At 40.4% G+C, this 15,335-nt stretch carries 13 protein-coding genes; 9 read left to right on the top strand and 4 right to left on the bottom strand.

Annotated elements, in window-relative coordinates:
- Positions 1-145 precede the first annotated feature (145 nt).
- Complete coding sequence (locus D1013_RS20125; RefSeq protein ID WP_192466531.1) at positions 146-1,231, top strand: Gfo/Idh/MocA family protein; 1,086 nt, start codon at positions 146-148, stop codon at positions 1,229-1,231.
- A 396-nt stretch (positions 1,232-1,627) separates the two neighbouring features.
- Positions 1,628-2,107: an acyl-CoA thioesterase gene (locus D1013_RS20120; protein WP_121850525.1), complete on the top strand. Its 480-nt coding sequence runs from the start codon at positions 1,628-1,630 to the stop codon at positions 2,105-2,107.
- 5 nt (positions 2,108-2,112) lie between these two features.
- Here D1013_RS20120 and D1013_RS20115 read toward each other — a convergent pair whose 3' ends face one another.
- Together D1013_RS20115 and D1013_RS20110 are read right to left on the bottom strand one after the other, a co-directional pair.
- Positions 2,113-3,012, bottom strand: coding sequence for a DMT family transporter (locus tag D1013_RS20115; protein WP_121850524.1), 900 nt, complete (start codon positions 3,010-3,012; stop codon positions 2,113-2,115).
- The gene (locus D1013_RS20110; RefSeq protein ID WP_121850523.1) at positions 3,009-3,362 is read right to left on the bottom strand and encodes an arsenate reductase family protein; all 354 of its coding nucleotides are present in this window, start codon (positions 3,360-3,362) and stop codon (positions 3,009-3,011) included. Before D1013_RS20110 ends, D1013_RS20115 begins: the two co-directional genes overlap by 4 nt.
- An 86-nt stretch (positions 3,363-3,448) precedes the next feature.
- Here D1013_RS20110 and D1013_RS20105 point away from each other — a divergent pair, with 86 nt between their 5' ends.
- Positions 3,449-3,904, top strand: coding sequence for a DinB family protein (locus D1013_RS20105; RefSeq protein WP_121850522.1), 456 nt, complete (start codon positions 3,449-3,451; stop codon positions 3,902-3,904).
- Here D1013_RS20105 and D1013_RS20100 read toward each other — a convergent pair whose 3' ends face one another.
- Positions 3,905-4,651 (bottom strand): DUF3298 and DUF4163 domain-containing protein, encoded by a 747-nt coding sequence (locus tag D1013_RS20100; RefSeq protein ID WP_121850521.1) that lies wholly within the window; start codon positions 4,649-4,651, stop codon positions 3,905-3,907.
- A gap of 82 nt (positions 4,652-4,733) precedes the next feature.
- Here D1013_RS20100 and D1013_RS20095 point away from each other — a divergent pair, with 82 nt between their 5' ends.
- From D1013_RS20095 to D1013_RS20080, 4 genes are all read left to right on the top strand, one after another.
- Entirely contained in the window at positions 4,734-5,888 is a 1,155-nt protein-coding gene (locus tag D1013_RS20095; protein WP_121850520.1) for a cystathionine gamma-synthase, read from the top strand.
- Between the two features lie 127 nt (positions 5,889-6,015).
- On the top strand, positions 6,016-7,359 hold the full coding sequence (gdhA, locus tag D1013_RS20090) for an NADP-specific glutamate dehydrogenase (RefSeq protein ID WP_121850519.1): 1,344 nt from the start codon (positions 6,016-6,018) through the stop codon (positions 7,357-7,359).
- Between the two features lie 116 nt (positions 7,360-7,475).
- Positions 7,476-8,195 carry a DNA repair protein RecO gene (gene recO / locus D1013_RS20085; protein ID WP_121850518.1) on the top strand — a complete coding sequence of 240 codons (720 nt, stop codon included), beginning with the start codon at positions 7,476-7,478 and terminating at the stop codon, positions 8,193-8,195.
- A 1-nt stretch (position 8,196) separates the two neighbouring features.
- Positions 8,197-10,608 carry a TonB-dependent receptor plug domain-containing protein gene (locus D1013_RS20080; RefSeq protein WP_121850517.1) on the top strand — a complete coding sequence of 804 codons (2,412 nt, stop codon included), beginning with the start codon at positions 8,197-8,199 and terminating at the stop codon, positions 10,606-10,608.
- 356 nt (positions 10,609-10,964) lie between these two features.
- Here the strand turns inward: D1013_RS20080 and D1013_RS20075 are convergent, their stop codons facing one another.
- On the bottom strand, positions 10,965-11,297 hold the full coding sequence (locus D1013_RS20075) for a hypothetical protein (protein ID WP_121850516.1): 333 nt from the start codon (positions 11,295-11,297) through the stop codon (positions 10,965-10,967).
- Between the two features lie 235 nt (positions 11,298-11,532).
- On the opposite strand from D1013_RS20075, the gene ileS reads away from it, so the two are divergent.
- Together ileS and D1013_RS20065 are read left to right on the top strand one after the other, a co-directional pair.
- On the top strand, positions 11,533-14,931 hold the full coding sequence (gene ileS / locus D1013_RS20070; protein WP_121850515.1) for an isoleucine--tRNA ligase: 3,399 nt from the start codon (positions 11,533-11,535) through the stop codon (positions 14,929-14,931).
- 5 nt (positions 14,932-14,936) lie between these two features.
- Entirely contained in the window at positions 14,937-15,320 is a 384-nt protein-coding gene (locus D1013_RS20065; RefSeq protein ID WP_121850514.1) for a TraR/DksA family transcriptional regulator, read from the top strand.
- The last annotated feature ends 15 nt before the right edge of the window (positions 15,321-15,335 follow it).

Here is a 15,335-nt window from a genome sequence, read left to right as displayed (position 1 = left end):
GATCGGATTTAAGTTAATTCGAGTCGACCATAAATCTACACTCAATTCTTGTATTTAGCAATTATATAAAAATGGGAAGTTAAAAGTGATTAAGCCGTTCATAATTTGGTTAACTTGTAATGATCAGCTTCTAAACATTACTTACATGAACAATCGCAGAAAGTTTTTGAAGGATACCGGCCTTTTGTTGGGAGGGCTAAGTATTCTACCTCATCTAAGTTTTAAGCCCCGTTATCAAAAAGATAAGCTGGGTATATGTTTGGTAGGCTTAGGAAATTATAGCGAAAATCTTTTGGCGCCGGCACTGCAATTGACGAAACATTGTGAGTTAAGAGGCATAGTGACAGGTAGCCCGGAGAAGATACCTGTTTGGCAAAAGAGACATGGTATACCCGACAAAAATGTGTACAATTATGAAACCATGCATGCCATTGCCAATAATGATGACATCGATGTAATTTATATAGTGCTACCTACAGGTCTTCATGCTGAATACGCCATTAAGGCGGCCCAAACCGGTAAACACGTTTGGAGTGAAAAGCCAATGGCAAAGACCGTTGCCGAATGTGAGGCTATGATGAAGGCATGCGAAAAGAATAAGGTAAAATTGGCCATTGGCTATCGCATGCAACATGAACCTAATACGCAAACTGTTATAAAATGGGCCGATACAAAACCTTATGGTCAAATAAAAAAGGTTCGGGGCGATGTGGGGTTCAATATTGCAAACCCTGGCAATACCTGGCGAATGGATAAAGAACTGGGCGGTGGGCTAATTTATGACGTAGGGGTTTATGCCATCAATGGGTTGCGCTATATTACGGGAAAAGAACCTATATCGGTAACAGGTCAACATGAGAACAATAGGCCGGAGCTATTTAAAGAGGTGGAAGAGATTACTACCTTTAATCTAGATTTCGGAGGAGGCTTAACCGGTAGCGGCAAAACTTCAGCGGCCGAAAGCGTTAATATTTTAAGGGCCGAATGTGAGAAGGGATGGTATCAATTAGAACCCTTTCAATCATATACCGGAGTCAAGGGTAAAGCTAGCGACGGTACACTTTTGAATACTTATATAGAAAATCAACAGGCGCGCCAAATGGATGATGACGCATTGTCAATCATCAATAACCGCCCCATGATGGTGCCTGGCGAAGAGGGGTTAAAAGATATTGCCATTGTTGAAGCTATTAACAAATCGGCTCAAAAAGGAAGCCCGGTCACCCTTTGAGAATATAATTTGTGTAAAGGCTTTATGATAAGTGCTAAAGCACTCAGATTTATTCGATTGTTTGCGTAATTTTGCGATGATTTTGAGTTGCTAAAAGAAATGACGACAGCAGTTTTCATAACCCCCTTTTTTTTAGATAATTCTTTTCGTGCAGAATGTAGTGTTTTAAAGAAAAAAAAGAAATGCTGCAAAAAGTACAAGAAGAAAGGAAAGACCAATTGTAGGCGTTGCCCAATGCTTTGATATCAATATACAGGTTTTCAAGTCGAAAGTTTCATACCACAAACTATTCTCCGAATTCTTAATTAAATACATTCCTCGAATAGCTTCGGCTAGGGGTTAAAAAAATAGTATTTTTACTATTCCTATGCATGCATAACAAAAACCACGATTCCTATGTACTTGAAAGAATTTGAAATTAGATGGAGCGATTTAGACGCCAATAGACATTTAGCCAATTCAGCCTATTTAAACTATATGAGCCATACCCGAATGGCATTTTTGTTCGAGCTTGGATTTGACCAAAAGACATTGGCTTCACAACAGATAGGTCCGGTGGTTTTCTACGAGCATATGTACTACTTTAAAGAGGCTTTTCCGGGTAGGCCTATTAAGGTTTCTATGGAAATCATGGGAATGAGCGAAGACGCTAAATTCTTTGAATTTCACCATAATTTCTATAATCACAAAGGCGAGCATTTTGCACATTGCGAAATGATGGGCGCTTGGATGGATTTAAACACGCGAAAATTGACCGGTCTTACCAATAATTTTCTGGTATCGTTCAGCGGGGTTGAAAAGGGAGAGGGTTTTCGTGTGTTGACCAAAGAAGATACTCGAAGATTTGCGAAGGTGCCAAAAGATATTAGCATCTAAAACGATTAGTGTTCTACTATTCTCTTGGGCTTCTTACTTGCTAGGTAGACCCCTACAAACACAAAACATGCCGCTACAATTTTCACCGTAGTTAGCCTGTCTTGACCTGTAATTAATGCAAAAAGAATGCCTATCAGTGGCTGCACATAAACAAAGGCGCTCACGGTTGAGGCTTTCAATTGCGTCAATGCAAAAATGTTAAAAAGATAGGTGCAAAAAGTAGTACCAATGATTACAAAGCCTATTCTCCAGACCGCATCGAAATTAAGGGCGCTCCAGTCTGTGGTTGCCAGTTCTTCGTAGCCAAACGGGAGGCAGATAAAAATACCCAAGAAGAAAAGCCATTTCATAAAAGTGAACGGATGGTATTTTTCTATGAGGGTTTTGGCCGTAATAAGATAAGACCCGTATAAGATGGAGTTCATTAAAATCAAAAAATTGCCAAATGGTATATTGGGTGCATCCTGTCTGGTCTCAGAACTAAGTAGAATGAGTCCCAATGCTCCTAAGAAACCGATAGCGATTCCCACTATTTTAAGAGGAAGTACTTTTTCTTTGATCAAAATAGCAGAAAGTAAAACCACGATAATTGGTGTAGTCGTGATAAGAACGGCACTGTTAATGGGCGTTGATAGCGATAATCCTTTAAAAAAGACTAACATGTTAAAGCCCATACCTAAAAGGGCGCAAATGAAAAGACGCAAAAAATCTTTCTTCTCTATTTTTTCTTTTGGCCCCAAAAAAGACATACACCAGAATAAAAAGGCGGCACCGATAACCCTAAGCTCTACCAACGCATAAGCACCCATATAGTGGGGCATTATACCTTTGGCTATGGTGTGGTTAAGTCCATAGATGGTAGTTGCCCCAATAGCGGCCAATATGGCTAACGTTCTTTTGCTCAAGAATGCAATGCTTCTTTGGCCGAGGCCACCGTTTTCTTACTATTGCCAATAAAAATTTGATTGTCTATTAGAATTACAGGTCTTTTAAGAAAGGTGTAATGCTCAAGAATTAGATTTTTATAATCCGATTCGCTTAATTGTTTTTCGTGTAGGCCCTTTTCTCGATATAACCGGGCTCTTTTACTGAACAGAGATTCATATGTGCCTGCAAGTTCATGCATTTGCTCAAGTTGACTATCGGTAATCGATTCGTTTTTAATATCTTGAAGTCCTACTTGGTCAAGAGGTTGCAATTCTTTTAAAATACGTTTACAAGTGTCGCAGGTGCTTAAATGGTAAATTTTCTTCATTTCTCTATGCTCATATTACGACCACAAAGAAACCTAATTCTATGCAATTGTGCTATTTTTACGGCGTACTTTAAATTCAGCACACCTTGAAAAATATACTACACCCTACTCTGGAGAACAGAAAACATTTATATAAGATTTTAACCGAAACTCCGAAAGAGAAATTATTGAAAATTCCGGAGGGCTTTCGTAATAATATTTGGTGGAATATAGCCCATGTAGTCGTGACACAGCAGCTCTTGGCCTATAAACTGAGTGGACTTCAAATGAGAATTCCAGAAGCATTGGTTGATAAGTTCAAAAAAGGTACAGTGCCTGATGGAAAGGCTACCGACGAAGAAATAAAAGAAGTTGGGGCTTTTTTAATCTCTACCATAGAATGGTTGGAAGAAGATTATGAAAACGGACTTTTTGAAAGTTACAATTCGTATACGACCAGCGTAAATGTGACCCTGAACAATATTGACGATGCCCTGGCTTTTAATTTATTTCACGAAGGTTTACACCGCGGAGCGATATTGGCACTTCAAAAATTACTGTAGTTAAGATTTGGTGCGCTTGGTCAAGAAAGGCTCTACTTCTTTAAATGGAAGTGTTACCTCAATAGGGCCGTCTGCATAAGAGGCGACTTCATAAGGGTTATAATGTAGTTTAATGCCTTCGGTGGTGAAGCCAATATTCTCGGGCAGGTAAAACTTATCCCTGTCGAACATTAAGCCAGTGCTGTTAATGGGTTCTTCGGAAGGTATTTGTTCTTGGTCTCTAAACTTTTGTTCGGCAAAACTCTCAAAGTTCTTTCGGTCTTGAAAAAGCTGCCAGTTTTCAAGCTCGACCCCGTTCGATTTGTCAAAGTTCAGGTATCTTTTTGAGCTATATCCGTGGGCACCGCCAGTGAATAGATAAGTGTTGAGTTCAATGGTTATGATAGAATCGTCTTCAAAAGTAACCAGACCGTCGATAGTGGCCTCCCACACCGTGGTTTCTTCGGGGTAAAGTTTTTTTAGGTCCCAATAACCTTGGCTGAAAGTCTTTACCGCATCCTTTATGGTAGTGGCGTCATTTTCATCGTCATAGTTCAAGATTTCGATAATTTCCTCTTGAATGCTATTATTGATGGTTTCACCCACCTTAGACTTCTCAACAGCCTTCGGAATGTTAATAACAACTTCCGGACACTCCGAGCATCGGGTTTCATCTAAAATCAGCGCTTCAAAAACAAGGGTTCTTTCTTCTTGGCAAGCGATAAATAAAAAAGTGAATAAAAGGATGGCGATTTGGGTTCTTTTCATAGCTGTTAAGAAATGGCCTACAAGGCAGGCAGATTGTATGCTAGCAAAGATAACGATACATTTGTAGGGTAAATTATTTAAAATGGATGAAAATAGTTTAAAGTTCAACAGCCGCACCATTCACGGAGGACAAAAGCCTGACAAGGCTTATGGCGCGGTAATGCCACCAATATATCAGACTTCGACCTTTGCGCAGTCGCACCCGGGCGGTCATCAAGGCTATGAGTATTCGCGTAGCGGAAACCCTACAAGAAGTGCTCTTGAAAATTCATTGGCAAGTATCGAAAACGGTAACTATGGTCTTGCCTTTGCAAGTGGTTTGGCAGCGATGGATGCCGTTATAAAACTTCTAAAACCAGGAGATGAAGTCATCTCTACCAACGATCTCTACGGGGGTAGTTATAGGTTGTTTAAAAAAGTGTTCGAAAAATACGGTATCACTTTTCATTTTGTAGGCATGCAAGATGTCTTGAATATTGAGGCGGCCATTACCCCAAAAACGAAACTGATATGGGTTGAGACACCGACCAACCCAATGATGAATATTATCGATATAAAAAGGGTGGCCAAAATTGCTAAAAAGAACCGTATACTTTTGGCAGTAGATAATACTTTTGCCACCCCCTATCTACAAACACCCTTAGATTTGGGTGCCGATTTGGTCATGCATTCGGCCACCAAATATTTGGGTGGCCATAGCGATGTAGTAGCCGGAGCTTTAGTAGTGAATGACAAAGCACTGGCAGATGAGCTATATTTCATTCAAAATGCCAGTGGTGCCGTTTGCGGACCGATGGATAGCTTTTTGGTTCTAAGGGGTATCAAAACGTTACATGTAAGAATGCAGCGGCATTGTGAAAATGGTGAGGCCATCGCGAATTTCTTGAGAAGCCATTCAAAGATTGAAAAAGTTTTTTGGCCCGGTTTTGAAAACCATCCCAATCACCAGATAGCAAAAGAACAAATGCAAGGCTTCGGCGGAATGATTTCATTTGTCACCAAAGGAAATAACTATGAAGATGCACTGAAAATCGTTAGCAATCTAAAGGTTTTTACTTTGGCCGAATCGTTGGGCGGTGTAGAGAGTTTGGCCGGTCATCCGGCAAGCATGACCCATGCGAGTATACCCAAAGAAGAGCGTGAAAAGAGCGGTGTAGTCGACGCCCTTATTCGTTTAAGTGTCGGAATCGAAGATGTCAACGACCTTATTGCCGACCTAAACCAAGCTATCGAATAGCAGGTTTATTGAATTAATAAAAAAATAATAGTTAAATTATATAAATAGTATAATTTTGCCGTTAAATTTTAAATTCAACAATTCGACCTCGAATTAAGGCAGGTCAATTATATATCTTTTAAAATATATGGAAGCAAAAATAAAAGCATTTATGGATGAGGTGAAGGCCCGTAATGGCCATGAACCAGAATTCATTCAAGCGGTACAAGAAGTTGCCGAAACGGTCATACCTTATATCGCCCAGCACGAAATCTATAATGGTAAGAACATTCTACTTAGAATGGTCGAGCCTGAAAGATTGATTTCTTTTAGGGTGGCATGGGTCGACGATTCTGGCGAGATACATGTGAACCGTGGTTATAGAATTCAAATGAATTCTGCGATAGGGCCTTACAAAGGAGGTTTGCGATTTCACCCAACGGTAAATGCCAGTATCCTCAAATTTTTGGCGTTTGAACAAGTTTTTAAGAACAGCCTTACCACACTGCCGATGGGAGGTGGAAAAGGAGGTTCTGATTTTGATCCTAAAGGAAAATCAGATGATGAGGTGATGCGTTTCTGTCACGCGTTCATGACCGAACTATGTCGCCATATTGGTCCGAATACAGACGTTCCTGCTGGTGATATTGGTGTAGGTTCTCGTGAAATCGGTTTCCTTTTTGGCATGTACAAGAAAATTAGAAATGAGTTTACGGGGGTTCTTACTGGAAAGGGTCTTTCCTGGGGAGGTTCGAAAATACGTCCGGAAGCCACAGGTTATGGTACGGTATACTTTGCCGAAAATATGATGAAGACCAAAGACGAGAGTTTTGAAGGTAAAACAGTCGTTATCTCCGGTTCGGGTAATGTGGCACAATACGCGGCGGAAAAAGTTCTTCAGTTGGGCGGTAAAGTTATTACCCTATCCGACTCAAGTGGTTATATCTATGATAAAGAGGGGCTTGATAAAGAAAAGCTTGACTTTGTTATGGATTTAAAGAATAATAGAAGAGGAAGAATTTCTGAATACGCAGATAAGTTCAAAGGAGCCGAGTACCATAAGGGAAAAACGCCATGGGAAGTAGCTTGTGACATTGCCTTGCCCTGTGCAACTCAAAATGAGCTTGATGTTGATGATGCGAAGGTTCTGTTGAAAAACGGATGTAAATGTGTAGCCGAAGGCGCCAATATGCCATGTACGGCAGAGGCTGTTCATGCATTTCATGATGCCAAGATATTGTTTGCTCCCGGTAAAGCCTCCAATGCAGGTGGTGTGGCCACTTCCGGGTTGGAAATGTCTCAGAACTCTCTGCGAATCAGTTGGACAAGGGAAGAGGTAGACGAGCGATTAAAAGATATAATGGAAGATATTCACGACTCATGTATTGAGTACGGAATGGAAGAAAACGGGTTTTGCAACTACGTTAAAGGAGCCAATATTGCGGGCTTCGTAAAAGTGGCCGACGCTATGTTGGCACAGGGGGTTATCTAAAACCTTTGTTTTGTTATTTGATTTAGCGAATCGGGAAGCGGAGCGAACAACTCTGTTTCCCGATTTTTGTTTTCTATTGCACTGCAAAACTTATATTTGCGATAATTCCACTTTAAATGCAGGTTCGCACCAAGGCCATAGTTTTATCGGCACTCAAATACGGCGATACAAGTTTAATCGTCAAGGCTTTTACTGCCTCCGAAGGTTTAAAGTCGTATTTGCTAAAGGGAGTTCTTGCCTCTAAAAAGGGAAAGGTAAAGGCGGCTTACTTTCAACCTTTGACACAACTCGAAATTATTGCATACCATAAAAATAAAGGCACTTTAGAAAGTATTCGCGAGACTAAAGTGAGTTATCACTATCAAACTCTGCATGCCGATATAGCGAAAAACGCTATGACTTTGTTCTTGGCCGAAATGCTATCGAACAGTATACATGAAGAAGAGGCCAACCCTTCGCTATTCGAGTTTTTAGAAGCATCGTTGCAATGGTTCGACACCCATGATAGTATAGCCAACTTTCATATTTTTCTGTTGTTGAGATTGACCAAGTATCTTGGTTTTTATCCTGATGCAGATAATATTGATGCTTCTTATTTTGATTTGTTGGAAGGAGAGTTTACCGATACCCCATCTTTGAACCCAATGCTGGCCGATACCAATCTTGATTTCTTTAAGACCTTCTTGGGCATAAATTTTGATGGTATAAAAAGCATCAAAATGAACAAAAAAAACCGCCAAGAACTCTTGAATTCACTTGTTTCATATTACGAACTTCATTTACAAGGGTTTCGTAAGCCAAGGTCTCTTGCTGTGTTGAACGAAGTCTTTAGTTGACATGAACAAGATTTTACCAATCTTATTCTTTATGGTGTTTCAGGTACTAAGCGCTCAACAAATCAAAATTTTGGACGCAGATACCGGAGACCCCATTTCAAATGTAGCCATCTACAATCTAGATCGGTCGAAAACGATCATTTCAGATATCGATGGTATGGCCGATTTAAGTCTTTTTTCTCCTACCGAACGCATAATGTTCAAACATTTGAGCTATCAGATACGAAGAAGTAGCCGATCTCAAATCTGGAAGCAGAACAACCGACTCTATATGTTAATGAAAGCCGAACAACTAGATGAAGTAGTCATGTCGGTATCGAAATGGGAGCAACAGAAAAAAGATGTGCCCAACAAAATTGAAGTTGTAGGTGCCAAAGAAGTACGTTTCACCAACCCGCAAACATCGGCCGATTTATTGGCCAATACAGGAAAGGTTTTTGTTCAGAAAAGCCAATTAGGGGGCGGTAGCCCCATGATTCGGGGTTTTGCCACCAATAGATTGTTGATTTCTGTTGACGGTGTGCGAATGAACAATGCCATTTTTAGGGGTGGAAACTTACAGAATGTTATTTCTATTGACCCTTTTACCATCAAGAATACCGAAATTATTTTTGGCCCAGGGTCCGTGATATATGGTAGTGATGCTATGGGAGGGGTCATGAACTTTTATACACAAAATCCACAACTGGCCACTACTGACAGCCTTGAGATTTCCGGTGAGGCAGCTTACCGATTTTCATCTGCCAATATGGAAAATACTGTTCATGCCGACATCAATCTGGCGAAAAAAAAGTGGGGATTTTTAACCAGTGCGACCTATAACAATTTTGGTGATTTGGTAATGGGTAAGCATGGTCCGCAATCATATCTTCGTAATTACTATGTGGAATCTAGGGGTGAAGAAGATTATAAGGTCTTGAATGAAAACCCAAGAAAGCAGTTGCCCACAGGCTATGACCAAATCAACCTAATGCAAAAAGTTCTTTTTTCCCCGAACAATAATTGGTCGTACAATCTTGGCCTTCATTATTCAGAAACTACCGACTACTCTAGATACGATAGATTGATTCGACCGAATAGTCAAAACAATGGTTTGCGGTCTGCCGAATGGTTTTATGGTCCGCAAAAATGGTTATTGGGCAATCTTCAGGCAAAACAAAGGGGTAGAGGTATCTTTTATGATGGTCTTAAAATTACGGCTGCCTATCAATTTTTTGAGGAAAGCAGAAATGATAGAGGTTTCAATGATGCCATTAGATATACGACCCAAGAAAAGGTAGATGCCATTTCTACCAATATCGATTTCGAGAATAAACGTATCGGAAACTTAAGGCTTTATTATGGAGGGGAATATGTTTACAATAAGATAGGTTCGATAGGCAGTGAATTGAATATCATAACCAATGAAACTTCTGAATCGGCCACTAGATACCCTGATGGTTCAACATGGCAGACCTTGGCAGGTTATATGAATGCTGAGTACAAGGCCAAGCCTAACTTCACACTACTTTCCGGTCTTCGATATAGTCATGTGTGGATAGATGCTATATTTGACAAGACCTTTTATCCCTTTCCTTTTGACGATGCCAATCTTAACAACGGCGCTTTGACAGGAAGTGTTGGTTTCAGCTGGTTTCCTAAAACCGATTTGCAAATCACTCTTAATGGATCCACTGGTTTTAGGGCACCCAATATTAATGATGTAGGTAAAATATTTGACTCCGAGCCTGGTGCGGTGGTAGTGCCGAACCCTGACCTTGAACCTGAATATGCGTACAATATAGAGTTAGGGGCGCATAAAAATTTTAATGATAAGCTTATGCTCAGAGGGGCTGCTTATTATACTTATCTGGTCGACGCTTTGGTGCGAAGAGAGTTTCAATTTGGTGGTCAAAGCCAGATAGACTATAAAGGTGAGCTCAGCCAGGTTCTGGCCATTCAAAATGCTGCAAAAGCTTATGTTTATGGATTGGAAGTAGGATTGGAGGCTTTTCTTGCCAACAACTTTTCAATCGTTTCAAACTTAACATTAACCGAAGGTTTAGAAGAAGAGGAAGATGGTAGCGACTCGCCCGGAAGGCATGTAGCCCCGGCATTCGGCGATTTTCATTTGATCTGGAAGAACCAAAGGTTAAAGGCCGATGTTTTTTTAAATTACAATGGTCGAATTTCTTACGACAATTTGGCGGCTTCAGAACGAAGTAAAGAGTATATCTATGCCGTTGATCATGAGGGAAACCCTTACTCACCATCTTGGCATACCTTGAATTTTAGGTCGCAGTATGCATTTACACAAGAGTTGAAGGCTTCTATGAGCGTAGAAAATATTACGGGGCAACGATACAGACCCTATAGCTCGGGGGTGGTAGCCGCAGGAACAAATCTTGTTTTGGGTCTTGGGTATTCCTTCTAAATAAAAAGCATAAAAAAACCCTCTTTGCAGAGGGTGGTTTTATCAAGTAGGTTTGGTCGAGTTTGGGTTAAGCTTTTTGTAGGTATGAATTCCGATTTGGGTTCGGAATCAATTTTTCGGTCAAGTTCAAGGGGCGATTTGGGGTCAACTCTATCACTTAATTACAATGTAAAACTAGGGCTTGTTTACCTGTTTTCGAAAATATTGTTGTGAATGGGCGCAGTCTTGTGGTGAAAAATATGACCGGTACGTTTTCTTCGATAAAACGCCATGTGCTGTTTGAAAAAATAATAGATGCATAAAAAAAGACCCTTTAAAAAAAGGGTCTTTAGAGATTGTAAAATAAGGCTGTAATTTTAGTTTTCTACCTCCTCTTCAATTTCATCGGCCGCATCATTGGCGGCATTTTTAACGTCATTGGCGGCTTTGCTTGCACCATCTTTGATGTTCTCCCCGGCTTTCTTCGCCTTGTCAGCTGCGTCTTCGCCAATTTCTTTCATCGTTTTACCGGCTTCCTTAACTTCGTCCATAGCTTTGTCACTAGCTTCTTTTATGTCATCTCCAGCTTGTTCCATAGCTTCGCTGGCCTGCTCGGCAGCGCTTTTTGCTTTTTCCTCTGCATCTCTGCAAGAAACCACTGTGGTAGATAGGGCAAGTGCCAAAATTGAACTTAAAACGATTCTTTTCATTTTGTTTGTATTTATGTTAGTTACTAGTTAAAAGATATACGGTTGATGCTCTGGTTTGGATGCCTTTTTTTAACAAATGCCATCATGCTGGTTAAGCTTTTTATTTTTTAAGAGTAACCTGTTGATATCAAGCGTTCAGATTTGTGTTTGGGGACTGATAATTACTTAAAAATGCCTAATTTTGCTGCCTTAAAATAATAGAACTCAAGATAGTTCGCTCAGAAGAAAGGCTTTTATGAAGTTTGCGGAATACAAAGGATTAGACCTGCCAAAGGTCGCAGAAGAGATACTTGATTACTGGAAGAAAGAAGGAATATTCGAAAAGAGTATTTCTACAAGGGAAGGTAAACCAAGTTATGTGTTTTATGAAGGGCCGCCTTCTGCAAACGGAATGCCCGGTATTCACCATGTAATGGCCCGAACAATCAAAGATATTTTTCCGCGCTACAAGACCATGAAAGGTTTTCAGGTGAAACGTAAAGCGGGTTGGGATACCCACGGTCTGCCTATTGAGTTGGGTGTTGAAAAAGAATTGGGCATCACCAAAGAAGATATCGGTAAAAAAATATCGGTTGAGGAGTACAATGCGGCCTGTAAAAAGGCGGTCATGCGCTATACAGACGTATGGAACCGTATGACCGAACAAGTAGGTTATTGGGTCGATATGAACGACCCGTATATTACCTATAAATCTAAATATATGGAGTCTGTTTGGTGGCTTCTAAAACAGATTTATAACAAAGATCTTATTTATAAGGGTTACACCATTCAGCCGTATTCTCCCAAGGCCGGTACTGGGCTAAGTTCGCACGAGCTGAATCAGCCGGGTACTTATCAAGATGTTACCGATACTACAGTTGTTGCGCAATTTAAGGCTGTAGAATCGACCTTGCCTTCTTTTTTGCAAGACGAGGGAGACATCTTTTTCTTGGCATGGACGACCACACCATGGACCTTGCCTTCGAATACCGCATTGACCGTAGGGCCTAAAATAGATTATGTTTTGGTCGAAACCTATAATCAGTACACCTTTGAGCCAATGAACGTGGTAGTGGCCAAAAAATTGGTCGCCAAACAATTTGCCGGAAAGTATTTTGAGGTTGCTTCAAAACCCGAATTGATTGAATACAAGTCAGGAGATAAAAAGATTCCTTTTTATGTGGTCAAAGAGTTTAGGGGTGAAGATTTAGTGGGTATAAAATACGAGCAGCTTCTTGACTATGCACTTCCTTATCAAAACCCTGAAAATGCATTTCGGGTAATAGCAGGTGATTTTGTAACCACTGAAGATGGTACAGGTATAGTTCACACGGCGCCTACCTTTGGTGCAGACGATGCCTTGGTTGCCAAACAGGCAGAGCCTGAAGTTCCACCTTTGTTAGTGCTCGACGAAAACAACAATCCTGTTCCTTTGGTCGATTTACAAGGTAAGTTTAGACCTGAGTTGAAAGAGCTTGGCGGTAAATATGTGAAAAACGAATATTACGATTTAGGTGAAGAGCCCGAAAAATCGGTCGATGTTGAAATTGCTATTCGTTTAAAAGAGGAGAACAAAGCGTTTAAGGTTGAGAAATACGTTCACAGCTACCCCAATTGTTGGAGAACCGATAAGCCTATTTTATATTACCCATTAGATTCGTGGTTCATTAAGATTACCGATGTAAAAGAAAGAATGTTTGAGCTTAATCAAACAATCAATTGGAAACCGAAATCTACTGGTGACGGTCGCTTTGGTAATTGGTTGGCCAATGCCAACGACTGGAACCTTAGTCGATCCAGGTATTGGGGCATACCATTGCCTATATGGAGAACTGAAGACGGCCGAGAGGCCAAAATAATCGGTTCGGTGGCGGAGTTGAAAGAAGAAATGGCAAAGGCTGTAGGTCAAGGTTTGATGCAGAAAGATATATTCGAATCTTTCACGGTTGGTGACATGTCAGACGAGAACTATGAGAAAATAGACCTTCATAAAAATATTGTTGACGGCATCACTTTGGTTTCCGATTCCGGCAAACCAATGAAAAGGGAAAGCGACTTGATAGATGTGTGGTTCGATAGTGGATCAATGCCCTATGCCCAATGGCACTATCCTTTTGAGAATAAAGAACTGATTGATGAAGGTACTACCTATCCAGCCGATTTTATTGCCGAAGGGGTAGACCAGACAAGAGGTTGGTTCTATACCTTGCATGCTATCGCTACCATGGTATTCGATTCGGTAGCGTATAAAAATGTAGTCTCTAACGGACTTGTTTTGGACAAGGATGGCAAGAAGATGTCGAAACGTTTGGGTAATGCCGTAGACCCATTCGATACGATGAACGAACATGGGGCCGATGCCACTCGCTGGTATATGATTTCGAATGCGAACCCATGGGATAATTTGAAATTTGATATCGATGGTATTGTTGAGGTGAAGCGTAAGTTTTTCGGTACGCTTTACAATACGTATTCATTCTTTGCACTTTACGCAAATATTGATTCTTTCGATTATTCGGAGGCAGATATTCCATTAGAGGAGCGCCCTGAAATAGACCGTTGGATCCTTTCTGAACTTCATAGTTTGATTAAGGCGGTTGATGAAGCGTATGCCGATTATGAACCGACAAGAGCTACTAGGGCCATATCTGATTACGTGCAAGAAAACCTAAGTAACTGGTATGTGCGTTTGTGCAGAAGAAGGTTTTGGAAAGGTGAATATCAAAAAGATAAAATCTCGGCTTACCAAACTTTGTATACTTGTTTAGAAACTGTCGCCAAGCTGTCCGCACCTGTGGCACCGTTTTTTATGGACAGGTTGTATAAAGATTTAGTCGCGACTACAAAGACCGAAGATTTTGAAAGTGTTCACTTATCGCAATTTCCTGTTTATGATGAAGCCTTTGTGAACAAAGATTTGGAAAGTAAGATGCAAAAGGCACAGATTATTTCTTCATTGGTTCTGTCGATACGTCAAAAAGAGAAAATTAAGGTACGCCAACCTTTGCAGAAAGTTATGATACCTGTGTTGGACGAAAAGCAGCGCCAAGAAATCAGTGCAGTAGCAGACTTGATCAAGTCGGAAGTAAACGTAAAGGAAATAGAGCTTTTAGATGATGCCTCCGGCGTGTTGATTAAAAAAATTAAACCTAATTTTAAGGTTTTGGGTCCGAAGTTCGGTAAGGATATGAAGAAAATAGCCCAAGCATTTGCTGGGCTTGAACAAAAAGACATCCAGAAAATTGAGCAGGAGGGCGAATTATCACTTGAAATTGATAATAAAATTGTTACATTACAGTTACAAGACGTAGAAATAAGCTCTCAAGATATTGAAGGCTGGTTAGTTGCAAGTGCAGGACCATTGACCGTGGCCCTTGACATAACGATTAACGATAATTTGAGAAGAGAGGGTATAGCCCGTGAACTTGTCAACCGTATTCAGAACCTGAGAAAAGATTCGGGATTTGAAGTTACCGACAGAATTGACATCAAGATATTGAAAGATGGCCATGTCGAAAAAGCGGTTGAAAGTAACTTAAATTATATCAAGACCGAAACATTGACCGCTGAGCTTGATTTTGAAGAGAAACTAGATGAAGGTACCGTAATTACCTTCGATGAGGTGAACACGAAATTATTTATTGAAAAACATTAAAGAGAATGGCACAGGATTTAAAAGTTAGATATTCGGACAAAGATTTGGCCGAGTTCAAAGCATTGATAGAAGAAAAAATAGAAAAGGCCAAAAGCCACTTAGAGCTTTTGAAAAGTTCTTACATGAACGACGGTAACAATGGTACCGATGATACTTCACCAACCTTCAAGGCTTTTGAAGAAGGGTCTGAGACCATGAGTAAAGAGGCTAATACACAATTGGCTATTAGGCAAGAGAAGTTTATTAGAGATTTAAAGAATGCCATTTTGCGTATAGAGAATAAGACGTATGGTATTTGTAGGGTAACAGGTAAGCTCATTGCCAAAGAGAGACTGAAATTGGTGCCACATGCTACTTTGAGTATTGAAGCCAAAAACATGCAGAAGTAAGCCATTCTGTTTATA

Origin of the sequence: Euzebyella marina (assembly GCF_003687485.1) — a bacterium.
Classification (GTDB): Bacteria; Bacteroidota; Bacteroidia; order Flavobacteriales; family Flavobacteriaceae; genus Euzebyella; species Euzebyella marina.
This window is presented reverse-complemented; position numbering and strand designations above follow the sequence as displayed.

What these genes read in the sequence shown, in the direction of transcription:
- D1013_RS20125 (WP_192466531.1), top strand. Translation starts at nt 146, where the DNA reads ATGAACAATCGCAGAAAGTTTTTGAAGGATACCGGCCTTTTGTTGGGA.
- D1013_RS20120 (WP_121850525.1), top strand. Translation starts at nt 1,628, where the DNA reads ATGTACTTGAAAGAATTTGAAATTAGATGGAGCGATTTAGACGCCAAT.
- D1013_RS20110 (WP_121850523.1), bottom strand. Translation starts at nt 3,362, where the DNA reads ATGAAGAAAATTTACCATTTAAGCACCTGCGACACTTGTAAACGTATT.
- D1013_RS20100 (WP_121850521.1), bottom strand. Translation starts at nt 4,651, where the DNA reads ATGAAAAGAACCCAAATCGCCATCCTTTTATTCACTTTTTTATTTATC.
- D1013_RS20095 (WP_121850520.1), top strand. Translation starts at nt 4,734, where the DNA reads ATGGATGAAAATAGTTTAAAGTTCAACAGCCGCACCATTCACGGAGGA.
- gdhA (WP_121850519.1), top strand. Translation starts at nt 6,016, where the DNA reads ATGGAAGCAAAAATAAAAGCATTTATGGATGAGGTGAAGGCCCGTAAT.
- recO (WP_121850518.1), top strand. Translation starts at nt 7,476, where the DNA reads ATGCAGGTTCGCACCAAGGCCATAGTTTTATCGGCACTCAAATACGGC.
- D1013_RS20080 (WP_121850517.1), top strand. Translation starts at nt 8,197, where the DNA reads ATGAACAAGATTTTACCAATCTTATTCTTTATGGTGTTTCAGGTACTA.
- D1013_RS20075 (WP_121850516.1), bottom strand. Translation starts at nt 11,297, where the DNA reads ATGAAAAGAATCGTTTTAAGTTCAATTTTGGCACTTGCCCTATCTACC.
- ileS (WP_121850515.1), top strand. Translation starts at nt 11,533, where the DNA reads ATGAAGTTTGCGGAATACAAAGGATTAGACCTGCCAAAGGTCGCAGAA.
- D1013_RS20065 (WP_121850514.1), top strand. Translation starts at nt 14,937, where the DNA reads ATGGCACAGGATTTAAAAGTTAGATATTCGGACAAAGATTTGGCCGAG.